This is a genomic window from Luteolibacter algae, assembly GCF_042683045.1.
In the GTDB taxonomy this organism is placed as follows: domain Bacteria; phylum Verrucomicrobiota; class Verrucomicrobiia; order Verrucomicrobiales; family Akkermansiaceae; genus Luteolibacter; species Luteolibacter algae.
This window is the reverse complement of the sequence record NZ_JBHUIT010000001.1, coordinates 188,988-213,354: the sequence shown is the minus strand read 5'-3', so window position 1 is coordinate 213,354 and position 24,367 is coordinate 188,988. Positions and strand designations below refer to the sequence as shown.

Below are 24,367 nucleotides of genomic sequence, written 5' to 3'. Positions count from 1 at the left end.
TTCATCACCATGAAAAAAATCACCACATCCATTTCCGTGCTCCGGGGCGGTCGCCCGCTGTTCATCGCGGCTTTCCTTCTCGCGAGCTGCTCGCTGAATGCTGAGGAACAGTCAGAAATTATTTTCTCCGACGATTTTGAAAACCGTTCAGAAGTTGGAAAAAACTATGTGACCTCTCTCGGCGATGATAAGTCATGGACCGTAGAGGACGGCATCCTCATCGCACGCCAGACCAAGGAAAGCCATGGCTGTGTCATACGTAAGGAGCATAAGTTCGATGATTTGGACGTGAAGTTTGATTTCCGGTTCACAGGCGGAAAGAGCTTCAACTTCGTCATCGATGACAAGAACGAGAAATCAGTTCACGCGGGCCATATCTGCCGGGTTTCCATCTTCCCAAAACGCATCGTGATCGGTGATGATAAAACCGGTAATATGAACCTGGAGATCCGTGGGCAACGGCAGAACAAGGACCTACCGGCTGCGGAAAAGAAGAAACTCGAGGAATTTCTCTCCCACACCCAGTCATCCGCGGCAGTCGATCTGGAAACCGGTCAGTGGTATACCATGCGTGTCCGGCTGGTCGGGGATCTCATGGAGGCCTATCTCGATGGGAAACTCATCACGAGCCTCAAATCACCGGGGATCTCTCATCCTACCAAAACCAAATTCGGCTTTACGGTAAACGGAAGCACCATCGATTTCGACAATCTCGCAATCTACCAAAATCCCAAATAGGCAATCCCGGAGCCAATCAAACCCCTCTCATCACTCACATTCTTTATCCATGAAAGTTCTTCCAAAATACCTGCCTGCACTCCTGTGTATGGTCCTTCCCACCTCCTTGAAAGCGGCCGAGCCCAAAGCCCCCAATATCCTTTGGGTTATCACGGACGATCAGCGCTGGGACTCCATCAATGCCTTCAACCGCATGGTTCACGATCGTGATGACAGTGCGCTGGGCAAAGTCATGTCTCCGAATGTCGATCGGCTCGCGAAAATGGGCACGACCTATATCAATACCTATAACCAGAACCCCAGCTGTGCCCCGTCCCGCACAAGCATGCACACCGGTCGCTATTCGCACCGCACGGGCGTTTATGGCTTTGAGTATTACAATCCCAAAGGGATGGAACACTGGCATCCGCTCGTCCCGCAGGTAATGCGTGATGCGGCAGGTTACCAGACTGTGACCGTGGGAAAACGCGGGATCCGCTATGTGGAGGATCTCAAAAAAGGGGAGCCGAGCAAACTTTACGATGTCGATCTCGGTTACCGCAAAGAATTTGCCACGAAAAAACTGATCGATTGGAGCAATGAGACCGACTGGAAAACAAAAGAGAAGACCGAGACCTTCTATTTTGAAAACGGAGATGTAGCCGTTTGGACAGACAAGCCGGAGCCTGAATCCACCACTCACCGGGACATCGCCAGGAAACTGGACTTATTCCGCGACTACCGTCCGGGTCAGAGCTCCGAAAAAGGCGTTGCTGATGGAGAAATCATAGGTGGAGTCAATCCCCAGCCCGGTGATAAAACCCGAGACGGATCGTTCAGCATCTCCCTTATAGACTATCTGAAACATCCGGATCAGAAGTTCACGACCGTCAATGGGAAGAAAGTTGCGGGACCTGCCACCGACAAGCCACTGTTTGTTCACTGCGGCTTCGATTTCCCACACACACCTGTGCTCCCACCCGAGGAGTTCCGTAAAATGTTCAGCGGCTTCACCTATGATGTCCCGGAATTTTCCTCGGAAGAACTGGAGAATTTCCCTCCCCAGATCCAGAAGCTCTACAAGACGGCCGGTAGCAACCACTACACCAGCGAGGAGAAACAGCAGATGATCTCCGATTATTTTGCCTTCTGTGCCTATGGCGATTCTCTCGTCGGCAAGACAGTCGATGCTTTTATCGAATACTCCGAGTCCCAACAAAGACCCTGGCTGGTTCTCTACGTTTGCGGCGACCACGGCTGGAGACTCAACGAACACGGGATGATCAAAAAATTCGGCCCGTTCGATACAGATCTCAAAGACCCCATCATCGTGGCATCTTCCGATAAAACGAAGTTCCCGGCGGACAAGGTCGTTACCGATCTCACCACCTTTGTCGATATGTCACCTACGTTCTTCGCAGCAGCGGGAATCGATATCTCAAAACCTGAGTATGATTATCTGGATGGCCGGGATCTCGCTCTGGTAGCCAGTGGAAAAGATACTCCCCGAGACTACACCATTGCGGAGCCCACTCCGGTAATCGGCCCATGCGCGCTCATCCGCACCAAGGACTACAAATTCTCCATGAAAATCCGTCCTAAAAATATTGATGGAAAGAACATCGATTGGGCTTTGAAACAGGATTTGGATAAGGTTGATCCGATGTTTTTCGATCTTCGGGTCGATCCCGATGAAACCCACAATCTCGCGGCAGATCCATACTATCGTCCGGTGATCGATGCGATGCGTAAAAAGCTCCAGGATATCGTCCTCGGAGACGGTCGTGTTGAGGTGAAATGGAGCAGAGCAGGAGGAGATGAAGTCGTCCTCAGCAATTTTGCTCCGGGTGCTGATGATGGCATCCTGGAGCTTCCCCAGCTGGAGGCGAAAACCCAATAATTCGAAAATATTGTAGACAATTTGCAAGATCGTTTCGATTGCCAACGTCTCAAGTGTATCATTCCCGTTACACTTGGGACTATGGACAACCACTTATCGAAACCAATCACCTCACGCATATGAGTCTACACTCCTTATTGAAGCCTGCTTTTATAGCAATTTCCGCCTTGCTCCTGCCACTCACCACCCCGCTTGTTGCCCAGGAAGCAGAGCAAAAAACAACTACCCCCCAGCCATTCCTGAAAGAACCAGACACTTCCAAAAAGTGGATTCTGGATCCGGAATTGACGGATGATTTCAATGCGCCAGAGATCAACTCCGGCAAATGGCATCACAGACTGGCCCCTTGGGGCGAGCGTGCCTGGACTCCGGAAAACGTCTTCCAGAAAGACGGCAATCTGATCATCAAGGCCACCTACGAGCCCCATACCGATAAAAAGGGTAGAGAGTATTTCTACAAATTTGGCATCCTCCAGTCCTCCAAGCGCACAACCTACGGTTATTTTGAGACACGCATCAAAGGCTGTAGCCGTTTCCCCGGTCTCTGCCCGGCCTTCTGGCTGTATAGCACCGGCGGTGCCACCAACCCAAAGTATCCGCACGTCACCTATAGCGAGATCGATATCGTGGAGATGCTCCAAAACGGCTATGAAAAAGAACTGAAGGGCGGAAGCCCACCCAATCAGATTGATTGCAACCTCCACACCCGCATCATCAAAGACGGCAAAGAAATCTGGCAACGTCCCCAGCACCTCCCGGATCTCTGCAAGCACAGCTACATGGCCCCGTGGGATCCACGCGATGATTTCCACATCTATGCCTGCGAGAACACTCCGGAGAAGATCACGTGGTATATCGATGGCATCAAAGTCGCCGAAGCGGAAAATCTCTACTGGCACCTGCCGATGACCGTCACCTTCACCATGGAAGCCCGCCCTCCCCTCATCGCATGGGCTGGTGAGGACGGCCGTGAACCAGTCCCGGAAAATGCGACGCCGGAAGGCTTCCCTACCCACATGGAGGTCGACTACGTCCGCTGCTGGACCCGGGAATAACTCCCGCAACGATTTATGATACTCAGGCACCTTCTTGCACTCCTCATCCTTTCCCCATCGGTAGGCTTTGCCCAATCCGGCGGGGAACCGCCAAACATTCTCTGGATCATCACGGATGATCAGCGCCCGGACTCGCTCGCATGCTACAATCGTGCGGTAACGGGCAGGGAGGAAAGTCCACTTGGTTTTGTCTCCTCACCGGAGATCGATAAGTTGGCGCAGGAAGGTGTTCTTTTCACCCGCGCTTATTGCAATTCTCCGGCCTGCGCCCCTTCCCGTGGCTCAATGATCACAGGCCGCTACCCATTCCGTAGCGGGATCTACGGCTTTGAACAGACCCATAATGCGGTCTCTACCTTCAAACCTGTTGTCCCGGAGGTCATGCGGGATACAGGCTATAGCACAGCCGTTTTCGGAAAAACCGGCTATTACATCTTCAAATGGGGCCCTGGAGTTACCTGGAACAACATCGGCTTCTGGGATTTTGAAGTGGATGCAAAAAACAGTCTTCAGAAGAATGGACTCACCGATTATTTCCGCGACAAGCGCTACGCAAAAATCGACGGAAAATCCCAACCGGTGGGAAACGAAGAGCGCTGGTTCTATCCCGACGGCAGCGTCAAAGCATATCTCTCCGGCGATGAGACGTCAGCAGATGGCGGAAAAAGAAAAAAGCATTCCGAAGCGCCAGCCCCGGCTGAAATACCAGCCTCCGAGAAGCAACTGAAAACCGCAATCGAGCGCGAACAGGAAATTCTCTATTCCTCTCCGGATGGCGGGCACATCATCGGAGGCGAAAGCACCCAGACGCCGGACAAAACCCTGGACGGATGGACGGTTGGAGAGTTTGAACGATTCCTGGATCATCCCGGCCGTGGATACGAAACCGCTTACGGACTGAAAACCCACGGACCTCCGGAGAAGAAGCCTGGGTTTCTCAATCTCGGGTTTCACTTCCCCCCACACTCCGGTTCTTCCTCCGCGTGAATTTCGAGACCTTTACAAAGGCAAGCAATATGAGATTCCGGAATTCAGCATGGAGGAACTCAAAGTCCTCCCTCGTCAGCTCAGATCCTTCACGAAAAAAATCGTTTTGATCATCTTGAACCAGCTCAGAAACGACAGGCCATCCGCGATTACTATGCCTTCTGCACATTCGGCGATTCACTCGTCGGAGAAGCCGTGGAGAAATTCAAGGATTTCAGCCAAAAGTAGGGAAGGGATTATCTCATCATCTATGTCTGCGGCGATCATGGCTGGCACCTCGGAGAACAGGGAATCGAGGCAAAATTCGGACCCTACGATACCTCGAACCACGATGCGGTGATCGTCGTATCGTCAGATAAAACCGCTTTTCCTCCGGGCACGGTGAACCGGGATTTTATCGAATTTGTCGATTTCGCCCCCACCATTTACACTGCTGCCGGCCTGGACGTGACACAGCCGGAATATTCCCACCTCGATGGGCGGCCGCTTCAAAAGGTTGTCGCAGGTTCAGCAAAAAAACTCGCCTATGTGCTAGGCGAAATGAACCACGTTTACGGTCCGCGGGCATATCTCCGGTCTAATGATTTTGCCTTCTCCATGCGCACACGGGAGAAAAATGGCAAACCGGGTGACAAATACGGGCACGCTCCCGGCGAAAATATCCGCTGGGCATTGGAAGCCTCTCCGAACGAAGTCGAAATCGCATTCTTCGATCTCCGTATTGATCCGATGGAACGCCACAACCTTGCCGGCGATGCCCGCTACGAAAAGCTAGTGAACTTTTTCCGCCAAAAACTTGGGAACATCGTTCTCGGCGACAGAAGGCTCGAGGTGGACTGGAAGCAGGAAAACACCTTCCACATCAGTGATTTTTCCCTGGGTGCCGACGATAAGCAGCTGGATATTCCCGCGGATATCATCCCGCAGCTGTAAAAACATGACTCCACCCTCTCATGGTGAAAGGGTGGAAACCGGAAATTTTCTCCTCCGTTTCAGAGTAGAAAATCCCACTGGGGGCCCGGTTAAAACCGAAGATTCACGCGGATAGACTGCTTTTGACTTCTTATTTGAATTGGTAGTATTTGATTCCGTCTATGTAGGCCTTCACGGACTCCGCATTTTCATGCTTTGTCGCACCCAAACGTCCGAGATTGTGGAGATCCATCGCAGATTTGGGCACTTCAAGATTGGTCTGATCTTCACGTGGTATTTCCTTCAATAGCTCTCCCGCCTCCTTGATATAGGACAATGCCAGGGCGCGTTCTTCCGGATTCCTTTTCATATCCAGCACCGGGCTAAGCTCCGGACGGCTAAAGTTCACCAAGTGCCCTTTGCCAAGGATATGTTCTTTCATTTTCCCCGCTTCCGCCAGGTCTCCGAAAACCAGGTCGTTTTTCTTCTTACCATCTTTCAGGGCAAGTATCGGATTACGCCCCGGATAGTAGGAGGTATAACTTCCGTAATAAACCGCGTTCACATCGATCCGGCCGGTGATCGTCTGCATCTCGGCATCAGAGAGTTCCACGCCATGATGCCCTTCCTTGAGCACGCGCACCAGCTTGCTGCGGTGGGAACCCCAGGCGAATGCCGGGAGAACACCCGGCGGCCCGTCTCCCACAAAGTTCACCATCTTCTCCTCCGGTCCCGAATAACGGGCTCCGGAACGAACCATCAGCTCGTGATAGGATACATTAAATGGAAAGCTCAGATCCCCGGAAAGATTCAAAATCTCGCCGGCCTCTTTTCCATGATCGTGGCAGGATATACAGTTTTTATCGAAAATCGGCTGAACTTCCGTGAGATAGTTGAACGGTTCCGGCTTTTTGACATCCTTGCCCTTGATCCATGCCTGCAGCTCACTGGGAGCGCGTTTCGTGGCCAGCGGCACCGCGTTCGTAGCGCTCGGAGCGCTCACCCGGTCCTCATGGCAGCCGATGCATCCCTGCGTTTCACCGGGGCGGACGATCGTCCCCGAGCGCATTGCTTGCACCATCTGCTTATTTTCGTCGAGCGCATGAATTTGAACAAATGTATCCGCCGGGATTTTGAAAAATGCCGAGCCGTCTTCCTCAACGGGAACATCTCCCAGAATGCGTTTGTTGTTCGTGAGATTCCAGTTCATCGCAGTCACCTGCTGGGCATCCACATTCCAAACTCCGCGTTCATCGTAGGTGCGCCGTGCCGGAGCGTCGATAATCCGCAGGTATTTGATGCTGCCTCGCTCGACTTCGGCCATTTCTTTGCCCGTGCCCAGATATACATCATTCACGTAAAGAAAACCGTGATCTTTCGTATAATCCACGGTGTCTGGAATGGCAGGCGGCACCTTCCGTGGGCCAATCGGGAGCGCCCCGAAGGTCCCGAGAACCGGATCACCTGATTCATAAACGAGAACTTCGTTCCCAAACACATCAGCCAGCACGATTCCCATTTTCCCCGAACCCTTCGGCACTTTTCCGTATGAATGAGTCACTTCAGGGCTGAGCGACTTGGAGACCATAAAAAAGTAACCGCCTCCCTTTCCTTCCTTCAAATTATGTACAGGAAACGGATCCTCGTAGCGGACTTTCATGTTCCTCATCTTATCCACAGAGCGCCGGTTTTGAAGAGACTGGTTATAGGCATCGTTGTTCTCACCGACCAACCTTCTCGCCGAGTCAGGCCACATGTGATCAATTGGCTCGGTGCCCTCCATTCCTTTGGACCGATCGACAACCACCATCGCGCCCCACGGCAAATCATGAGTCGCCCCGTAAATACAGACCACTTTGTCTGTCCCGGGGATCACACGGGCATCCAACATGGAGCCGGGGCTCCACGCGTTGTTTCCCATGAAGAGCGCATGCCGGGTGCCATCGGGATTACTGGTCCATAGCCCGAGCGAAGGTCCGAAGTGGCGATCCACATACTCCCAGCGGGAATACATCACCCGGCCATCCGGCATCAAGCTGGAGTGGAAATCCGAAAGACCATTGCCACTGACCTGAAGGATATTTGCTCCATCCGCATCCATCCGGAAGAGGTTCTGGGATATATGCCGGTTGCATTGACAAAACTTCGGATCCCGGGTGGAGCTGAAAAGAATCTTTCCATCCGGCAGATAGATCGGATCCACATCCGCAATCATGCTGCCAAAGGTGAGATGCGTTACATTTCCACCGTCCACATCCATTTCATAAAGATGATAGTCATCGCCTTTGGAGCGACGCATGCTGTAGAGGATTTTCTTCCCGTCGAAGCTGATATCCGCATCCCTGAAAATACCCTCCTTCTCCTCACCCAGGATTTTTTTCCGCTTCGCGATTCCATCCTCACCAATCGATATCACCTCCAGCCGGCCCCGCCTATGCTGCTCCAGTTTTTCACCCCGCCGCCTCCCAACCGATGATCGTCTCCGTTCTGGAAAAGAGTATTCATCGGGCCGTGATTTCGCCAATACTGATCCCTCACCTCAATCAACCAGTCATGCCCGATGACATCCGGATGATTCAATAGAGCCTCCCGCTGCAATGCCCTGTATTCATCCGATGTAGCATCCGTGATCTCTTCCAGGCGCCGGAGATATTCCCCGCCATTCGGATACGCCTCGCCAAACGTGGAGGAAAGATAAGTGATGGCATCATGCAGGGAGCGGAGCGTGTTGATCTGCTGTGGCTGTTGTTGGGCAGCCTTGCCCACCGTTGTCAAAGCCATTGCAAAGATGGCAGTGGCTGCCATTGCATCCTGCCAGCGTCTGGGGTAATTTCTAAAGGGTTTCATGGTCTTCGATGTATTTTGGTTTGAAACGGCTGCGGTCTAAGGGCTTGGGTATTCCCACAAAAATTCAGATTCCGGGAAATTCTATTCTACTGGAAATGGAAGGGTTCACGATCTGAAAATCATCGGGTCTGTCATCAGAGTGAGAGCAAATATTCGGTGAGGTCATCGATCTGGGTCTCTTCTAGATTTCCGGCTCGTTTTTTCATATCCGCATGGGAGTCGGTGGTGATGATCTCGCGCACGGTAGCCGCGCGTCCATCGTGCAGATACGGGGCATTTCTCCAAAGTTCGGTCAGCGCCGGAGTCACAACCTCCATGTCCTGATCCACCCCCGCTCCCGTTGTGCCTACATCTTCCGGATTGCCGTCCGTAAACAGCTCGCCGGAGTGACATCCGGCGCACCGGAGTTCTTCAAAGAGCAATTTCCCCCGACGCGCCGAAACACTCGGCTCACCATTTTCCAAATACGGGCTGGGCACCGGCTGCAGCGACGCGATATACGCATCCAGCGCTCTGGCATCCTCTTCCGGGGCCGCGGAAAACAAGGTTTTTCTGAGCGCCGAGCGGACACTTGCATGGCTGTCGTCCAAAAGCCCCATCCACGTGGTCGGAGCAATCCGGTCGGCATTCAAAACGCTTTTCACATTCTTTGGATTCCCGATTCCGTCATAGCTCCGGTCCCAATTCAGCGCATCGCTGCGCCCGTCCGGATGACAGGTTGCACAGCTCATCCACTGTTGGAGACTCAAGCGCGCATCGTTGAAAAGCATTTCCCCGCGTCTCGCCATATCCGGCGTGTGTCCGGAAGTCAGTGCCTGGATCCGATGCTCTCCGCCGGGATCTCCCGAAAATTCCACGACCTCCACAGAGTCGCTGAAATAGCCTCCCACGTAAGCTTTCCGACCACTCACCAATAGCGATCTCGGCCCGTTTCCTTTCAGGGTGACTCTCTTTCTTATCCCGGAGGCAAAGCTAAGGTCGTTGCTCACCTGCATCGACCTCCCCGCTTCCGCTTCTCTCTCCGCCTTTTCGATCAATTTCGGAAAATCCACCACTCCGATCTCCTGACTACCTGCGGCACTTACGATCACTTTTTTTCCATTGGCTGAAAAATCCAACGCCCAGGGGGTTGGAAAGTCCAACATCAGGTCATCCAGTAAAACCGTGTGCAGCAAAGCCCTATCGGCGACGCGGATCACACTCACCGCATCCGTGGATGCCCATCCTCGCTCCAATTGGGTCAAGGGAACCTGAAAGCGTGCCACGTAATGAGTGGCCAAAACGAATTTCCCGTCCGGCGAGACCTTGATGCCACGCAGACCGCCGGCTCCGTTTACCAGCGGAATTGTCGCGACTTCTTCCCGGCCAAGGTCAATCGCTGATATTTCAGCGGCGGTATAATCCGTGTCGGCGCGACCTTCCGGGAGATGATTCGCCACAAACAAAATCGTTCCATCAGCTGACAAGTCGGCTGAAACCGGCTCCCGTCCGACCGGAATCTGTGAAATGAGTTTCCGCGACCGGGTATCGAAAACTGAGACTTCATTCGAGAACCGATTGCATACATAGAGCTTCGCGCCATCCGCCGAAAGCACTGGTGCCATCGGACTGTGCCCGGCGGCAATTGTGTGGGTAATCTTCCAAGAGGCGGCATCCACGATGAAAACTTTTCCGTCGGCAACACCTCCCGTTACATAAAACGTGCTCCCATCCGCCGAGATTGCAGTGGCGGTCAATTCCGCCGGAAAGTCGATTTGTCTAGTCACCTCCAAGCTCTCCGCATCCATCTCAAGCAGCCGCTTCCCTGTTCCGCAGGTGACGAAAAGCCGGGACTCTCCCAGCACATCGAGATCCACGGGAGATAGATACATCTCCGCCGCCGCAACAAATGCGGAGCAGGCAAAGATCGCCAGATGGAGTATAATTTTCAAAGTTGGTGCGGAGCTATTTTCGGGAAGAGAACGACTTTTCTCTAAAATACGTTCAGGATTTATACCGGGCGAAAGGTCACAAATCTATCCCTAAAGTCTAAATTTGTGTCTTTTTTCCAAATTGACTCCGTTCCATAAAATAAAGCGGGACACCTGTCCGCTCAGCGGCGACTAATGCCTTCCCATACCATGGCAGAGAGTAAATTCCACGTCCCCAATCTAGAAAGAGCGCTGAGCATTCTCCAAATGCTCTCTGAAAAGCCCCAGGGATTGACGCAGAAAGAACTCATTGATGCCTTGGCGATTTCCAAAAACAGCGTTTACCGGATCACGATGACCTTGATGGAAGAAGGCTACATCGCACGCGACGAAACTTCCCGTTGCTATTACCTCACCCGGAAAATGATGATCCTCGGAGCCAGCGCCATGGGAGACTCACACTTGGTGGAAAAATCCATAGATGAAATGCGCGAGCTGCGCGATCAGGTCAATGCCTCCATTTATCTCGCCGTTCTGGAAGGCACCACGGGAGTGATACTGGAGCAAGCCATCGGGGGCTCTCCGTTTAAATTCTCCGTCGATCTTGGCACTCGCTTTAATCTCCATTCCGGGGCTCCCGGCAAGGCATTATTGGCGTTTCTTCCGCCGGAGGAAGCAGAGGAATTGATGTCGAAGCTGAACATGGTCAAGTTCAACAGCCGCACCATCACGACAAAAAAAGCAATGCGTGAGCAAATGGAAATCATCCGCAAACGTGGCTACGCGATCGATATGGCAGAAGAATTCGAAGGCTGCCATTGCATCGGCACGGTTATCCGTGATCACCGCAATTACCCGATTGCCATGATCTGGGCCACCGGCAGCTCATTCAATATCACAGCAGACCGTTTCGAGGATATCGGAGCAAAGCTGCTCTCCACCGCAGAGAAAATTTCTCGGAAATTTGGTTTTTTGCTGCCCTGATGGGACAGGGAAGCCATAGAAACGTGGAGAAATCCGCGGAACTTGCTTCTTGGCAGAACCGGGCTGTCGTTTAAACCAGAGGCATGCTCACTCTTGGAATACTCGGCTCTGGATCCGGCTCAAACATGCAGGCGATTTTTGATGCCATCCAGAAAGGTAAACTCCGTGCGAGAATCGCCATCGTTTTATCCGACAATCCGGATGCTTTCATTCTGGAAAGGGCAAGATCCCAGGGAATTCATACCGAGGTCATCGATTGCTCACCCCATCGCACGCGCTTTCCTGAGGAGGCGCAGGAAGAAACCGCCGCAAAGCTGAAACGCGCAGGTGTTGATCTCGTATGTCTGGCCGGTTTTATGAGATTGGTAAAAAAGCCTCTGCTAGATGCCTACCACCAGCGCATTCTCAATATCCATCCCTCTCTGTTACCTGCATTTCCCGGGATGGAAGCGTGGAAGCAGGCCATCGATGCCGCCGCGCCGGAAACCGGCGTCACCGTCCATCTGGTGGATGCCGGCATGGATACCGGCCCGATTCTGGAGCAGGAAGTCGTGCCGATCCTCCCCTACGATACCGCCGAAACACTCCATGCCAGAATCCAGATCGTCGAGCATCAGCTCTATCCGGAGGCCATCAGCAAGTTTGCCAGTGAGAACAATCTATGAACCCATTCGCTCTTGACCCACTGCTTCGCCTTCTCAGCGAGACGGTAATCGGCTCGGAAAATTCCGCGAAGCTCCTTCTGACCGCTCTTTTGGCCGATGGCCACGTCCTTATAGAAGGAGCGCCTGGAATCGGGAAAACAACCCTTGCCCACACTCTTGCAAGCTCCATCGGAGGCGTTTTCAAACGGGTTCAGTTCACTCCGGACCTGCTTCCAGCGGATTTGCTCGGCTACAACCTTTTCCGCGCCAGCCGGGATAGCATGGAATTTGTTCCCGGCCCCGTTTTTGCAAATTGCCTGCTGGCAGATGAAATCAACCGGACCTCACCGCGTGTCCAATCCGCCCTCCTGGAGAGCATGAACGAAGGCCAGGTAACCATCGACGGAGTGAGCCATCAATTACCCAAGCCGTTTCTTGTCATCGCGACCCAGAACGATACCCACACGACAGGCACCTTCCCGCTTCCCGAGCCACAGCTGGACAGATTCCTGCTATCTATGGAAATGTCACTGCCGGATGCCGCCACGCAGATCGAGATCGTCATGGCACACGCTTCCAGAAAAAGCGGCGAGGTAAAATCGGCTCCGTTGGAAATCGACGCGGAAACCATCCTGAAGCTTCAGAAAAAAGCTGCGGATTTGCCGATTTCGAGACCCATCGCGGCTTATATAACCACACTCTGCGAGGAATTGAGAAAGCTGGCAGGCTCTGACCAGAGTGTCTCGATCCGCGCCTCGCTGGCCCTTTTGAAAGCAGCCCGGGCTAATGCGTTTCTGGAATCAGCGCCGGCAGTCTATCCGGACCACGTGCAGGCCATCTTTGCCCCGGTGATGCGGCATAGAATTTTATCCGAACAGGATCATGACTCGATGGAGCTTATTGAGCACGCCTTGGCCGTCACCGCCATTCCCTAGCGGGCTTTTGAATGAGCCGCATAGAGTTCATCCATTTCCGGGCCGGTTAGTGTCACTAGCGTGAAGACTCCCAGAGCTGTCCCCAAAGGAAAATGCAGGCAATTGACTGCGGCAACCACGGTGCAAAACCTGCGCTTTTCCCGACGTTTCAGATACCTTCCGGAAAGAAAGTTACCCACTGCCAGAGCCGCCCCAGCCAGCCCCAGGGTAAAATACAACAGATACATGATAGGTAGCACAAATTTTGGGATATCAGGCTCGGCTGACTGTCCGTTTCCTGCGGCGGGCGTCGTGGATGGCGGTTCTGTTACCCCGGTCGTTTCGTTTTCTTCGGCTAGCTCCGGAGCTTTTTCACCGGCAATACCAGAGTTCGCCGTTTGAGGCGCAGGCAATTCATCCAAGCCAACGGCCCTCGGGCTCCTGCCCGGTTCTGCCACGCCAGAGGTAGCAATAAAGGAGGAAAAAACGGTGATCATGATCAATCCATGAAGGATGATGAAAAGAACCATCAGTAGGTTGAGGCCACTCATGACGTAGTGCAGAACCGAAAGAGTATCGAGTTTCGATTCCTTCTTCAGATCCTGGGGAGAACGCGGAAGTGCTGGAGGGTGCGGAGTCATAGGATTTCAGCGAAAACGGTTATTCCAGATCAAATTCTCCCACTTCCTCTTCATCCCAGCCGAGATAATGACTCAGCTCGTGGAGATAGGTCGTGCCGACTTCATCCAAGAAATCTTGTTCATCGCGCTCGGCATACTCCCACATGTTTTCTACAAATATCCGGATTCTGGGCGGATTGCCGGTTTGATCCTCATCAACGATGGGGGTGCCTTGGAATACTCCCAAAGCGTCTTCTTCGATCGATTCGCCTTCCAGAGGCTTGGCCTCGTAGTAAACCGGGCAGCCTGCCGCTTGTGGGCGGACTTCTTCGGGCAAAACATCCACAATCATTTTCACCTCACCAGCAGCAAGCTCGCATAATTTTTCGAATTCCATACCACTGTTTAGTCGGCCGTTTCATTTGCAACAATCCCAAATACGGGAGCACAAAAAAATCCCGGGCAGATGATTTTCCGCCGGGATTGTTTAAAATAAGATCTGGAAGTGACTACTATTGACCAGCCGGAGCTGTCTTCTCTTTCAACTCATCCGCAGCGTCTTCAGTCGCATCAGCAGCGGCCTCCTTGGCTGCATCGGTCGTGGCATCAAGCGCCTCGCCAGCCGTTGGAGCCGGAGCCTCTTCCACGGGCTTTAGGTCAGGGACGGGATCAAGTGTCGGGGCGACAGGAACAATCGGAGCATCCGGGTCAATGATCGCGGGGATCGCACCCTCCGGCGGCAATCCATTCGGATCTACGATTGGCAAAGGCTCCAGGGGGCCGCCGGTATTCGGAAGCGGAGGATAAACCTGATACGCACCATCCAGTGGCATCACCTCGGGGGCCGCACCAGTGGAGACCATCACAGATGGCACATAGCCGACTTCACCACTATCCAGCTCCACCTTCACATAGCTCGAGTCCGCAGATACAATTTTCATCTGTGTGCCGCGTGCGAGGAGCTTGTCGGCATCCTGATTATCCTTCGGCTTATCTTTATAGAACGCCGTGTTATCAATCGTCGCGCTAACAAACTGACCTGGAGAATACTCGGGACCATAGCTGGAGTTTGAGGATTGCGATGAGCTACCTGGCGGACGAAGAGGATCAAAACTAGAACTGCTGATAGGAGCGTTCATCGTTTCACAAGCCACAATCGCCAAGGCGATAGGGGCGATGGATAGGGAGAGCAAATTCATTACGCTCTAAAAACTGGCATGCCGAACAGATCCGGTCAACGTGTTTCAATCCGCTTTGATTCCAATCATTCCAGCGCTACCCACGCCCTATTTTCCGGCGGAAAAACGCACAATCTAACAGAGAGAAGAGCATTCGACGACAGAGAAACGGATCTCTGGAAATCAGATGGAAAAGAATAAATCTTACCGCTTTTCTTAGCTATTCCGTGGACCGAAGTGATGGCATCCACCGCACCCTCCTCCATACGGCGCTCCCAGACGCTCCGGGATATCGTATTGGGGAAATCCTCTGGTTTCCGCCTGTTTCGCATCTGATTTGCCCATTAGCCAGCCCAACCCTATGCCCGCAAGGGCCAGTAAGGAAAGCGCACCCACGGTGATCAACGCCAGTCGCAACGAACGGTCGCTATTTGCCGGGGCCTTCTTACGTTGGAAATATTGGTCGAAATTTTCGCAAAGATCTGTGACCAGAAGCTCCAGGTAGGCTTCGGTATTCTGCTCTTTGTTCGCCGCCATCAGAGAATTTGTGATAATCTCCACCTGCGTATACGCCGGCACGCTTTCGAGGCTGCGCAGGGAGGCTTCCGTCGTTTCCAACTGCCTGCCCAAGCCAATCTTTTTCGTGTCCGATTCAAAGACGATAACCAATCCCCCGCCATCCGGTAGCCATGCCTCCTGCAGCTGCGCCGCGAGATCGATTGCCGAGGAACCCATCAGCGAAGGCTCCATATATAGATAGAGCTGGAAGCCGTGCTGGATTTTAAGCTCTTGAAGCTGTTGGACAATTCTCTCCGCAATGGACGGACTGTTGCGGAGCACGCCGAATTTATCAGAAAGCCCTGTCAGTGGAGCCTTGGGGATATCGGAATCCGGCAGCCGCTGGGCGGTCGAATTCACCGCGAACAGAGTCCAAACCAGCAGTATGAGGAAAAATTTGTTCACGCGGAAAGTCTCTAAATGCACCGGAAAGTTACAATGCTGAAAAGCCAGTCGTGCAATCGCACCCGGAAGGGAAGATTTCCCGCTTTCATGCATGGCTTTGAGCCTGCTTACTCCACCCATGCGCGTTCTCGCCATTGATCCCGCCGTCCGCAATACAGGCTATGCCATCCTGGAGGGAGATCCGCGCAAACCTACCGTCATTACTTACGACGTCATTCATGTGCCGAAGAAAATCATCCAGTCCGGCGCTCTTTCCGCTATTCGGAGCCATTTGACCAATCTCATCCAGCAATATCAGCCGGATGAAGTCGCGGTGGAGGGCATTATTTTCGTCCAATCCCACCGCACAGCCATTTCCATGGGTGCTGCACGCGCCGCTGCTCTCATTGCCGCGGCGGATTACGGTCTGCCGGTATACGAATATTCACCTAAAAAGATCAAAATGGCCGTAGTGGGCAAAGGCACAGCGGATAAAGCGCAGGTCGCCTTTATGGTCAGGGCGCTGCTTGGCCTTGCTGAGACTCCATCTTCCGACGCTGCCGACGCATTGGCCATTGCGCTCGCCCATCTGCAATCGGCGGATCCGCTACGGGCGAAACTTTTGGATCGCCGCTTGATTTGACCTGCGGCTTGACCGGACTAAATTGCTTTTATGACAGACTGGAACGAGCGCTACAAATCCGGAGATACTCCGTGGGAAAAGGGCAATCCCGCACCGCCTTTGCTGGAACTCCTGGAGAAAACGGATCGCGAAATATGGGGTGACGGAGTGGTATTGGTCCCCGGCTGTGGAAGCGGACACGATGTGCGGGCTTTGGCTGATGCCGGAATTTCCGCCATGGGTGTGGATCTGGCTCCAGAGGCCATTTCACGCGCCAGAGCTTTTCCAACTGTAGCCGATGAAACCTATACCCTGGGGGATTTCCTGAAACCAGAGTGGCAAAATGGCAAAACCTTTGCCGCCATCTGGGAGCATACCTGCTTCTGCGCCATAGATCCCTCCCAGCGCCCGGCATACGCCGCCGCCTGTTCCGCACTCATTCCACCCGGGGGCCATCTCATCGGGGTTTTCTTTCTCACTCCACAAGGGCCCGGCGAGGAAGACCAGGGGCCGCCGTTCAATTCCACGATTGAGGAAATCGACCAGCACTTTGAGGGACATTTCGAGCGCATCCATTCCTGGGTCCCAAGCCGCAGCTACCCGGGCAGAGAGGGCGATGAATGGCTGGCGATCTACCGCAGGAAATGACCCGCCCTTTGCCCTTGCCGCGTGGCAGGCACATCCAGATAGTCCGTGCTTATGAAATGGGCTTTCATCCTCTTGCTTGGCGGAACCACTATCTCGTGCACCGCAGACCTTTCTCCTCAAGAACTTGAGCGAATGCCCCGCGGAATGCCGCTGGACCAACAATACATCCCTCAGAAAGATTCCGAAGGACTCACCCAAGTCCACCACGGTAGCCAAAGCCCGAATCCGCATCCATAATCCCTCCTGCCATAGTGAATATCATCAATTTAGCCGAGTTCCTCGCCTATCCCGAAGGTCTGGCATTACAGGAGGAAACCGTGGCGCAGATTCTCGCCGGGGAGTGCGGTGATACGCTTTTCCTGCTTCAGCACGAGCCGGTTTACACCATAGGCCGCCTCCGTGACCAATCTTCTCTCCGGGGCTCCGCTGGGCTTCCACATCCGGTTTTTGAAACAAATCGTGGCGGCCAGGCGACCTATCATGGGCCGGGCCAGCTCGTCGGCTACCCGATTCTCGATCTCAATCCCCGCGGTCGTGATCTTCACCTTCATCTCCGCCTGATTGAAGATGCGCTGATCGCCGCTTGCTCCGATCTCGGCATCAAAGCGGGAAGGCGCGATGGCCTGACGGGCGTGTGGGTGGAAAACCGCAAGCTCGCCTCTATCGGTGTTGGCGTGCGAAAATGGATCTCCATGCATGGCTTTGCGATCAATGTCACACGTCAATCGTTGCCTGCGTTTTTATCGATCACTCCCTGCGGGCTTGATGGAGTCAGTATGACCTGCCTGGAAGCGGAAACCTCCCAGAAGCTGGATATGGAGACCGCCACTTCTGCCATAGCCGCCCGATTGATGGAATTCCTCGGCTCCCCGACCGGTATTTCTGCGGAAAACCAAACCTGAGAGAGAAATCGCTTCCCACCTTACGTTACACCGGAAAGCATCTGATAAAATCCCTGTCCGCAGGCGCCTCAATCGTCAGCTTTTCCAGCGTCACCGGATGCGTCAGCTCCAAGGTCTTCGCCTGCAGGAGCATCCGCGTTCCAATGCCGAGAATTTCACCAAGCTGATGGCTCCGTGAGATTTCCGCATACCGGAAGTCCCCGACGATAGGAAAACCGGCTTCTAGAAGATGCCGACGGATCTGATGGAAGCGCCCGGTCATTGGCGTGCTTTTCAGCAAACTTAGGCTCAGCTCCGGCTCTGCGGAAAACCGTCCTTCCGGTGTGCTCGCTAGCAGCTCGAAGCACGTCCTCGCCGGCCGCAATTCCTCCTCGGGCGAATTGCGCAACGGACTTTCGCAGATCCACTGCCGGGGAGCCCGGCCGGGAACGATCGCATGGTAGGTCTTTACAACCTGCCGTTTTTCAAATGCCTGCTGCGCCAAGCCTGCGGACATTTTATCCAGGGCAAACAGGAGCACTCCCGAAGTCGGCCGATCCAGCCGATGGGCGGGATAAACCTTTCTGCCCAATTGATCCCTCAACCGTTTCATTGCGATCCACTCCACGTCTTCCGGCGCCCGTCCCGGATGCACCAGCATGCCGGCCGGCTTGTCGATGGCGACGAAGTGTTCGTCTTCAAAAAGAATGGTGAGCGGCGACATGGACCTATGCTGCATCACCGTTCCGCAGAAACAACGAGAAGATCCTCTCTCACTTCCCTAGCTCGAACTCCAGGGTCGGCCCGGAAGTCTCGGGATGTAGATCACTGGCGAAAGAATGGACCAAACCTGTAACATCCCCAGCAATCTGCCCGGTCGTCCGCACGAGAAGAAATTTCACCTGGGATTGCTGCCTCTCCTTAATGAAATCAAGGAGCTCCGGGGTATTGATGGTGCATACGCCCCGCTGCTTGCTGCGCGGAATCTCGAAGGAGCCCAGCAGCACACCATCCTCGGGGGAAGGTGAATCCTCCCACCTCGGCTCTGATTGCCAACCGGTTTTTTCCGGATTGGTAATGCCGTAGATTTCAAATTGATTGATCTCCGGTAAACGCGCCGCAAAGCCGATACCGCTCGGGACCTGGTTCAGCCGCAGTCTCACACCTTTCATGCGCTGGAGATTCACGCCGGAGAGATCAAAGGCAAATGTCGCCCGCCGATCATGTGACCCGGCCTTGTGGCGGTATCTGACCATCAGGAGCTCGGGATCCAACCATTTGGCGCGGCCGTTGTTCCGGATCACAGATGTGCATTTCCCATTGGTCCCGATCCGCAGCATCCGCTTGCCGGGGGATTTCCTTACCGGCTCCGTGAGCGCATCATCATGCACGGAGAGCTTGTCCCCGCTGATCGATGCGGATTGGGCCCGGCGCAGCCTCACCTGCTCCCCCGTGGAGGAGAGATGCACCGATATTTCTCCTTCGATCACCTCAAAGGTGGATCCATCCACGCCCTCTCCGGCCCTGACAGCAAAAGAAGTGCCGTGATCCACCGCATAGCCATCAGGTGTTTTCAAGGTAAAGCCTATCGCCGAATGCGGGACATTCATCACTGCAGATCCGTAGGCCAGGCTGGCCAGCATCGGTGTCTCCAGCGTAAGCTTCGCCGGAGCTTCCAGCATGAGCTCTGCCCCGGATTGGAATCGGATCGTGGCGATGCCCGTTGTTAGCTTGAGCGATCCCTTCGAGAGCTTGGAGCCCGCTTCTGTGGGCAGCGTGCTTTCCCAGGATGCCTCTTCTGTGGAGACAAGCTCCGCAATGACTTTTGGTTTGGAAAAATGCATCCATAACAGCGCCGTTGTGAGCATAAGGATCGCTGCCGTTGCCACAAACGAGTAGCGCTGGAAAAACGAAATCACGTTCTCGTTCGAATCCTCTTCCTCCACGGAAACCGGGTTGGACGCTTCGCGCCGCAAGCGGGTATCGATGCGGCTTATCTGGTGGAAGATTTGCCGTGCCTCCGGCGTGTTGCGCAGCATCTCCTCCAGCTCGGCGAATTCGGCATCGGAAATGCCATCTGTCTGAAAAAGTGCGACGAGCTTGTGAAAACGATCGTGGTTCATATCCGGCCTCCTTCCAGGCCCGGCCCCGCCAGCTGCTGGCAGACGCATTGCGTGAGCTTTTCCCTAAGCCTCCTGATTTTTTTATAGAGCGCATTTGCCGGCCTGCCGGTCTCGTCCGCAAGCTGGCTTACTCCACCATGACCACGATATGGCAGCAGCACCAGCTCCCGCTGGGCCTTGTCCATTTTCCCCAAACAACTCTCGAGCGCCTCCCGCTCACGCGTTAGTAAATCCTCATCGGGATCAAACTCATGATCCGCCAGCAATTCGAAAACCTCATCGGAAAACCAGTGCCTGTCCCGCGCAACGGTGCGCCGCGCCTTCAGACACTCGAAACGCACGATCACCTTCGCCCACGGCAGAAATTCGCTTGGATCCCGCAGCTGATCCATCTTCCGCCAGACGATCAAACTGACTTCCTGCATCACGTCATCCACCGCCTCCCAGCTCGGCAAAAGGGCACGCGCATAGCACTTCAAGTCCTCCTCGTTTCTTAGGAATATTTGAAGAAATTGTCCTTCGCGCTCGCGGTCCTGATCCATGCTCATCATCCTACTCCCAATCATTATCAAACTAGCCACCCTTTTTTCTCACTTCCACCGATGATAGAAAAAATGCGGCCAATTTCCCGGCATCCCGGAGTAAGGCTGTATGAACAGCAACCGCCGTAGATTCATCAAAGGCCTCGGAGGAGTATTAGCGCTTCCTTTATTGGAATCCTTTGCACTTCCCGAGCAGAAATCACCCGTCCGCTTCCTTGTTGTGGGAAATCCCTTCGGCATGCATCCGGATTACTTTTTCCCGAAAAAATTCGGGAAAGACTTCGAGCTCTCTCCCACCTTGAGTTCGCTGGAATGGGTAAAGGACCGGCTGACCATTCTGGCTCATACCGATCACGGAATGGTGAGCGGGCACGGCCGGGAAGTCTCCTTTCTCAGCGGTATCCTTCCGGCGGACAGCCTGGCCTATCCGGAGAAAAACATTTCAATAGACCAGCTGATGGCGCGCCACACGGCGACCAGCGTCCGCTACCCATCGATTGGCGCCGGACTCGGCAGCGGTATTCGTATGAGCTGGACGGAAAACGGAGTGGAGGATGCTATTTTCACGGATCCCCAGAAACTTTTCGACCACCTGTTCGTCAATCTTTCCGATAAGGAAAAAGCCATTCGTAAAGAGATCATAGCCCGCAATGGCAGCATCCTCGATAGCGTCTCGGAACAATTTTCCTCATTGAAGAGATCCGTCAGTCAATCGGACCGCGAGCGTATCGACCAATACCAAAGCTCTGTGCGCGATTTGGAGAAAACTTTTGCCAACCGCGCCACCTGGATAGGCCGCGACAAGCCCGCGTTCGATATCTCGGAACATTTCTCACATTCGGAGGTCACGATCGAAAATCGTTACAATGCAATTTTCGATATGATCGGCTACGCCTTTGAGACCGATCTCACCCGGGTCGCCAGCGTCGCCTTTCCCACGGATCTCAGCTACACGGATGTGGAAGGCGTTACCCGCAGCTATCACGGCTGCACCCACAATGGGAAAATGGAAAACATCACCGCCCAGCTGGTGGCGATCGAGTCCTTCCAGATTTCCCTGCTCTCGCGCTGCCTGAAGAAGCTTGATTCCATCCAAGAACCCAATGCCGAAGGCTCCATGCTAGATCATACCATCGTCCTCTTCGGCAGCGGCATGGGCTATGGCGGCACGCACTCGAATCGCAACCTACCGATCCTTGTCGCAGGCGGTGGATTCAAACACCTCGGCTACGTGGACACCATCAGCCCCGGAGGCAACAACATGCCACTCTGCAACCTCTACGTCACCTTGCTTCAGCGCTTCGGCATCGAGCGGGACACCTTCAATACCAGCACCGGAACATTCGATCTAAAGTATGCATAAGTTCAACAAAGGCGCTATTTCAGCCCTTACAATTCTCGCCCTCGCACCCGCGCTCCCGGCTAGCCCCGAGCTGATGCAGATCCATTGTTTCGATTGTCATAACGACGAAAAAGCCAAAGGCAAATTCAAGCTGGAATACCTGAAAGACGCGCCGGATTCTGAAAATCTGGAGCGCTGGCTGGATTGTCTCGACTACGTCAGCGCAGAGGAGATGCCTCCCGAGGAAGACAGCAAGCTAACCTCCGGGGATCGTGAAATAATCATTGCCTACCTGGAGGCAAAAATTCGCGAGCACGACGAAGGCTCGGCTCCTGTCGCCCACGCGAAGCCGCGGCGACTGAACAATCGCGAGTTCTCCAACAGTGTCCGGGACGCACTCCTATTGGACAGCATCGGCACAAACCAGCCGATGGATAACCTTGTCGGAGACACTCTGCACCACGGCTTTGACACGCACGGAGAGACGTTGGGCTTCAGCCGCTATCATCTGGAGCAGTATATCGAGTCCATCCGCAAAATCGTGGATGCGACGATACTCGAAGGGGAAAAGCCGGAGGTCAAAACCTACAAGGTAAGCGCGGAGGACATCCGCCGCGGCTCGTTGAATCAAAATGTTTCCCGGGACATCGTGCATAGCAAGGACGGCTCATTCGATTTCCTCGATCCCCGCTTGCCCGCATATTTCAAAAACTTCCAGACCGTGCCGGAAACAGGAAGATACCGGATCAAAATCCGCGCCACCGGGAAGGACCGGACAGTCTATGACACAAAGTTCACCGGTATTTACGAAGGCGATCCGATTCAGCTGAGCGTCCATCTCGGAGACGAAATTCATACCTACGATCTTCCGGACGAGGAGATGATGGAGATCGAAATCGATGATTGGTTGGCAGCTGGAACGCGGCTGGAACTAAGAAATCCGACTGATGGATTTACACTACGCGGCAACGGGAATTTCAAATTCCAATATGGAATCGCACCAGATCACCTGAAGGAGAACGATCCGCAGAGATATGCCTCCATCGCCGCCAAAATCAGAGAGGAACTGAAATATGGGAAAGTCAGAAAGCGGGAACGAAACGTGGATCGCTGGCAGAGCTGGACGGAATACTGGGAGGGTGCCCGTCCCCGTATTTTCAGCGCGGAAATCGTGGGACCCATCTTTGAAACATGGCCGTCCGAAAGGCAGGTTGCGCTCATCGGCAGCAACCCGGATGCCGCAAATGCCCTGGAAATCCTGCAACCCATTGCCGAAAGAGCCTGGCGCCGCCCCGTGCGCGAGGGAGAACTGGACACCATTGTGGATATCGTCGCCTCGAAGGTTGATAGCTTGGGACATATCGGAGCTCTGAAAGAAGGTATCGTCGCCATATTGGCATCACCTGCTTTTCTCATGATCGGCGTAGAAGATGTTCCTCCTGCATCCCGGTTCGCCACGAAATACAGCTACTTGCTTCGCAGCACCCTCCCTACGCCTTCGCTGGTTTCGCAGGTGCAGAAGGGAGAGCTGGATTCCTTCACAAAGGTCCGTGAGAACCTGAAAAATCTTATTTCCCGGAATCAGGCGGATGAATTTATCCGCGAGTTCCCGACCGCTTGGCTGGAACTTGGAAACATCAACTTCATGGCTCCGGATCCCGAGCAATATCGGTTGTATCACCGCAAACGGCTCAGCGAGGATATGGTAAACGAGACCCTGACGTTTTTCCGCCACGCGATGCTGAACAACATCCCTCTTCCAGAGCTGCTTTCCGCGGATTACAGCTTTATCAATGCGGATCTGGCGGAAATCTATGGAGTGGAAGGCGTGCCGGAAGATTCCAAGCTGCGCAAATATCATTTCACCGATGGTAGACGCGGAGGACTGCTAGGCATGGGCAGCTTCCTGACCTCCACGGCGGACACCCTCTCCACCTCTCCGATTCATCGCGCCGTCTATGTGATGGAAAACCTCATGGGTATCACTCCCACTCCCCCACCTGCCGATGTGCTCATCACGGAGCCGGATGTCCGCCAGGCGAAATCGATCAAGGAAATCCTTGCCGCGCACACCAGTGATCCCACCTGTACCAGCTGTCATGAAACCATAGATCCGTGGGGCTACGCCTTCGAGAGCTTCGATCCGACAGGCGCGTGGCGGGACTTCTACACCGTGCCGGACACCACGCCGCTTGACGAGAACGCCACCGTGAAATCCCGGAAAAAGATCCTCAAAAGCATCAATATCCCGGTCGATGCGAGCGCTTCATTCCGCAGCGGTGCCGCCTACGACGATATCAGAGGCTTCCGGGAGCAGATTATGACGGATGCGAATCGCGACCGTTTCGTCCGCTGTTTCATCTCGAAATTCCTGCTATATGCCAATGGCGAGGAGCCGCTCAATACGGATTTTGTCGAAATCAACAACATCCTCGAAGTTTCCGCGGCTCACGACTATCGCATCGTCGATACCATTGCCGCAATCATCGACAGCCCTCTCTTCAGACAGCGTTGAGCGGGGGGCTCCCAGGGAAAAATTTGATTCAATGCACAAAGCCGATCCCCACCCGCGTATTACCTAGCTCCCATTCACAGAATT

The 24,367-nt window shown here is 53.9% G+C and carries 23 protein-coding genes; 13 read left to right on the top strand and 10 right to left on the bottom strand.

Translation table 11 applies throughout. The features are described 5' to 3' along the window. Positions 1-9 precede the first annotated feature (9 nt). The 5 genes from ACFSSA_RS01005 (at position 10) to ACFSSA_RS00985 (ending at position 5,592) form a co-directional block, all read left to right on the top strand. On the top strand, positions 10-738 hold the full coding sequence (locus ACFSSA_RS01005) for a 3-keto-alpha-glucoside-1,2-lyase-like domain-containing protein (protein WP_386817903.1): 729 nt from the start codon (positions 10-12) through the stop codon (positions 736-738). Positions 739-787: 49 nt separating this feature from the next. Then, positions 788-2,617 (top strand): sulfatase-like hydrolase/transferase, encoded by a 1,830-nt coding sequence (locus ACFSSA_RS01000; protein WP_386817902.1) that lies wholly within the window; start codon positions 788-790, stop codon positions 2,615-2,617. Positions 2,618-2,736: 119 nt separating this feature from the next. Beyond that, the gene (locus ACFSSA_RS00995; protein ID WP_386817901.1) at positions 2,737-3,672 is read left to right on the top strand and encodes a kappa-carrageenase; all 936 of its coding nucleotides are present in this window, start codon (positions 2,737-2,739) and stop codon (positions 3,670-3,672) included. A 15-nt stretch (positions 3,673-3,687) separates the two neighbouring features. Continuing rightward, positions 3,688-4,659 carry a sulfatase-like hydrolase/transferase gene (locus tag ACFSSA_RS00990; RefSeq protein WP_386817900.1) on the top strand — a complete coding sequence of 324 codons (972 nt, stop codon included), beginning with the start codon at positions 3,688-3,690 and terminating at the stop codon, positions 4,657-4,659. 336 nt (positions 4,660-4,995) lie between these two features. Beyond that, complete coding sequence (locus ACFSSA_RS00985; RefSeq protein ID WP_386817899.1) at positions 4,996-5,592, top strand: hypothetical protein; 597 nt, start codon at positions 4,996-4,998, stop codon at positions 5,590-5,592. 130 nt (positions 5,593-5,722) lie between these two features. Here ACFSSA_RS00985 and ACFSSA_RS00980 read toward each other — a convergent pair whose 3' ends face one another. The 3 genes from ACFSSA_RS00980 to ACFSSA_RS00970 all read right to left on the bottom strand — a co-directional run bounded on the left by ACFSSA_RS00980 (position 5,723) and on the right by ACFSSA_RS00970 (position 10,349). After that, the gene (locus tag ACFSSA_RS00980; protein WP_386817898.1) at positions 5,723-7,987 is read right to left on the bottom strand and encodes an HzsA-related protein; all 2,265 of its coding nucleotides are present in this window, start codon (positions 7,985-7,987) and stop codon (positions 5,723-5,725) included. After that, positions 7,984-8,418 carry a hypothetical protein gene (locus ACFSSA_RS00975; protein WP_386817897.1) on the bottom strand — a complete coding sequence of 145 codons (435 nt, stop codon included), beginning with the start codon at positions 8,416-8,418 and terminating at the stop codon, positions 7,984-7,986. The genes ACFSSA_RS00980 and ACFSSA_RS00975 overlap by 4 nt, the downstream gene beginning before the upstream one ends. 134 nt (positions 8,419-8,552) lie before the next feature. Then, positions 8,553-10,349 (bottom strand): cytochrome c peroxidase, encoded by a 1,797-nt coding sequence (locus tag ACFSSA_RS00970; RefSeq protein WP_386817896.1) that lies wholly within the window; start codon positions 10,347-10,349, stop codon positions 8,553-8,555. A 189-nt stretch (positions 10,350-10,538) separates the two neighbouring features. On the opposite strand from ACFSSA_RS00970, the gene ACFSSA_RS00965 reads away from it, so the two are divergent. The 3 genes from ACFSSA_RS00965 (at position 10,539) to ACFSSA_RS00955 (ending at position 12,891) form a co-directional block, all read left to right on the top strand. Continuing rightward, on the top strand, positions 10,539-11,312 hold the full coding sequence (locus tag ACFSSA_RS00965; protein ID WP_386817895.1) for an IclR family transcriptional regulator: 774 nt from the start codon (positions 10,539-10,541) through the stop codon (positions 11,310-11,312). Between the two features lie 83 nt (positions 11,313-11,395). After that, the gene (purN, locus tag ACFSSA_RS00960; RefSeq protein WP_386817894.1) at positions 11,396-11,977 is read left to right on the top strand and encodes a phosphoribosylglycinamide formyltransferase; all 582 of its coding nucleotides are present in this window, start codon (positions 11,396-11,398) and stop codon (positions 11,975-11,977) included. After that, on the top strand, positions 11,974-12,891 hold the full coding sequence (locus ACFSSA_RS00955; protein WP_386817893.1) for an AAA family ATPase: 918 nt from the start codon (positions 11,974-11,976) through the stop codon (positions 12,889-12,891). Before purN ends, ACFSSA_RS00955 begins: the two co-directional genes overlap by 4 nt. Here the strand turns inward: ACFSSA_RS00955 and ACFSSA_RS00950 are convergent. From ACFSSA_RS00950 to ACFSSA_RS00935, 4 genes are all read right to left on the bottom strand, one after another. Then, complete coding sequence (locus ACFSSA_RS00950) at positions 12,888-13,511, bottom strand: hypothetical protein (protein ID WP_386817892.1); 624 nt, start codon at positions 13,509-13,511, stop codon at positions 12,888-12,890. The two genes, ACFSSA_RS00955 and ACFSSA_RS00950, sit on opposite strands and share 4 nt — an antisense overlap. 19 nt (positions 13,512-13,530) lie before the next feature. After that, entirely contained in the window at positions 13,531-13,887 is a 357-nt protein-coding gene (locus tag ACFSSA_RS00945) for a metallopeptidase family protein (RefSeq protein WP_386817891.1), read from the bottom strand. Between the two features lie 115 nt (positions 13,888-14,002). Further along, positions 14,003-14,689, bottom strand: a complete 687-nt coding sequence (locus ACFSSA_RS00940) for a hypothetical protein (protein WP_386817890.1) — start codon at positions 14,687-14,689, stop codon at positions 14,003-14,005. 195 nt (positions 14,690-14,884) lie between these two features. Continuing rightward, positions 14,885-15,631: a hypothetical protein gene (locus tag ACFSSA_RS00935; protein ID WP_386817889.1), complete on the bottom strand. Its 747-nt coding sequence runs from the start codon at positions 15,629-15,631 to the stop codon at positions 14,885-14,887. A 91-nt stretch (positions 15,632-15,722) separates the two neighbouring features. On the opposite strand from ACFSSA_RS00935, the gene ruvC reads away from it, so the two are divergent. The 3 genes from ruvC (at position 15,723) to lipB (ending at position 17,782) form a co-directional block, all read left to right on the top strand. Next, positions 15,723-16,253, top strand: coding sequence for a crossover junction endodeoxyribonuclease RuvC (gene ruvC / locus ACFSSA_RS00930; protein ID WP_386817888.1), 531 nt, complete (start codon positions 15,723-15,725; stop codon positions 16,251-16,253). Between the two features lie 30 nt (positions 16,254-16,283). Then, a complete protein-coding gene (locus tag ACFSSA_RS00925; RefSeq protein WP_386817887.1) occupies positions 16,284-16,880 on the top strand; it encodes a methyltransferase domain-containing protein in 597 nt (198 codons plus the stop codon). 251 nt (positions 16,881-17,131) lie between these two features. Then, the gene (lipB, locus tag ACFSSA_RS00920) at positions 17,132-17,782 is read left to right on the top strand and encodes a lipoyl(octanoyl) transferase LipB (RefSeq protein WP_386817886.1); all 651 of its coding nucleotides are present in this window, start codon (positions 17,132-17,134) and stop codon (positions 17,780-17,782) included. A gap of 25 nt (positions 17,783-17,807) precedes the next feature. On the opposite strand, the gene ACFSSA_RS00915 is transcribed toward lipB, so the two are convergent. The 3 genes from ACFSSA_RS00915 to ACFSSA_RS00905 are packed head-to-tail and all read right to left on the bottom strand — an operon-like array spanning position 17,808 to position 20,435. Next, positions 17,808-18,485: a pseudouridine synthase gene (locus tag ACFSSA_RS00915; protein ID WP_386817885.1), complete on the bottom strand. Its 678-nt coding sequence runs from the start codon at positions 18,483-18,485 to the stop codon at positions 17,808-17,810. A 49-nt stretch (positions 18,486-18,534) separates the two neighbouring features. After that, positions 18,535-19,884 (bottom strand): FecR family protein, encoded by a 1,350-nt coding sequence (locus ACFSSA_RS00910; RefSeq protein WP_386817884.1) that lies wholly within the window; start codon positions 19,882-19,884, stop codon positions 18,535-18,537. Beyond that, entirely contained in the window at positions 19,881-20,435 is a 555-nt protein-coding gene (locus ACFSSA_RS00905; RefSeq protein ID WP_386817883.1) for a sigma-70 family RNA polymerase sigma factor, read from the bottom strand. Before ACFSSA_RS00905 ends, ACFSSA_RS00910 begins: the two co-directional genes overlap by 4 nt. 100 nt (positions 20,436-20,535) lie before the next feature. Here ACFSSA_RS00905 and ACFSSA_RS00900 point away from each other — a divergent pair, with 100 nt between their 5' ends. Together ACFSSA_RS00900 and ACFSSA_RS00895 are read left to right on the top strand one after the other, a co-directional pair. After that, positions 20,536-21,789, top strand: a complete 1,254-nt coding sequence (locus ACFSSA_RS00900; protein WP_386817882.1) for a DUF1552 domain-containing protein — start codon at positions 20,536-20,538, stop codon at positions 21,787-21,789. Further along, on the top strand, positions 21,782-24,283 hold the full coding sequence (locus tag ACFSSA_RS00895) for a DUF1588 domain-containing protein (protein ID WP_386817881.1): 2,502 nt from the start codon (positions 21,782-21,784) through the stop codon (positions 24,281-24,283). The genes ACFSSA_RS00900 and ACFSSA_RS00895 overlap by 8 nt, the downstream gene beginning before the upstream one ends. The last annotated feature ends 84 nt before the right edge of the window (positions 24,284-24,367 follow it).

Coding starts and splice junctions, on each gene's coding strand:
- purN (WP_386817894.1), top strand. CDS start 11,396: ATGCTCACTCTTGGAATACTCGGCTCTGGATCCGGCTCAAACATGCAG.
- ACFSSA_RS00895 (WP_386817881.1), top strand. CDS start 21,782: ATGCATAAGTTCAACAAAGGCGCTATTTCAGCCCTTACAATTCTCGCC.
- ACFSSA_RS00950 (WP_386817892.1), bottom strand. CDS start 13,511: ATGACTCCGCACCCTCCAGCACTTCCGCGTTCTCCCCAGGATCTGAAG.
- ACFSSA_RS00965 (WP_386817895.1), top strand. CDS start 10,539: ATGGCAGAGAGTAAATTCCACGTCCCCAATCTAGAAAGAGCGCTGAGC.
- ACFSSA_RS01000 (WP_386817902.1), top strand. CDS start 788: ATGAAAGTTCTTCCAAAATACCTGCCTGCACTCCTGTGTATGGTCCTT.
- ACFSSA_RS00995 (WP_386817901.1), top strand. CDS start 2,737: ATGAGTCTACACTCCTTATTGAAGCCTGCTTTTATAGCAATTTCCGCC.
- ACFSSA_RS00945 (WP_386817891.1), bottom strand. CDS start 13,887: ATGGAATTCGAAAAATTATGCGAGCTTGCTGCTGGTGAGGTGAAAATG.
- ACFSSA_RS00905 (WP_386817883.1), bottom strand. CDS start 20,435: ATGATGAGCATGGATCAGGACCGCGAGCGCGAAGGACAATTTCTTCAA.
- ruvC (WP_386817888.1), top strand. CDS start 15,723: ATGGCTTTGAGCCTGCTTACTCCACCCATGCGCGTTCTCGCCATTGAT.
- ACFSSA_RS00900 (WP_386817882.1), top strand. CDS start 20,536: ATGAACAGCAACCGCCGTAGATTCATCAAAGGCCTCGGAGGAGTATTA.
- ACFSSA_RS00910 (WP_386817884.1), bottom strand. CDS start 19,884: ATGAACCACGATCGTTTTCACAAGCTCGTCGCACTTTTTCAGACAGAT.
- ACFSSA_RS00990 (WP_386817900.1), top strand. CDS start 3,688: ATGATACTCAGGCACCTTCTTGCACTCCTCATCCTTTCCCCATCGGTA.
- ACFSSA_RS00940 (WP_386817890.1), bottom strand. CDS start 14,689: ATGAATTTGCTCTCCCTATCCATCGCCCCTATCGCCTTGGCGATTGTG.
- ACFSSA_RS00955 (WP_386817893.1), top strand. CDS start 11,974: ATGAACCCATTCGCTCTTGACCCACTGCTTCGCCTTCTCAGCGAGACG.
- ACFSSA_RS00915 (WP_386817885.1), bottom strand. CDS start 18,485: ATGTCGCCGCTCACCATTCTTTTTGAAGACGAACACTTCGTCGCCATC.
- ACFSSA_RS00975 (WP_386817897.1), bottom strand. CDS start 8,418: ATGAAACCCTTTAGAAATTACCCCAGACGCTGGCAGGATGCAATGGCA.
- ACFSSA_RS00925 (WP_386817887.1), top strand. CDS start 16,284: ATGACAGACTGGAACGAGCGCTACAAATCCGGAGATACTCCGTGGGAA.
- ACFSSA_RS01005 (WP_386817903.1), top strand. CDS start 10: ATGAAAAAAATCACCACATCCATTTCCGTGCTCCGGGGCGGTCGCCCG.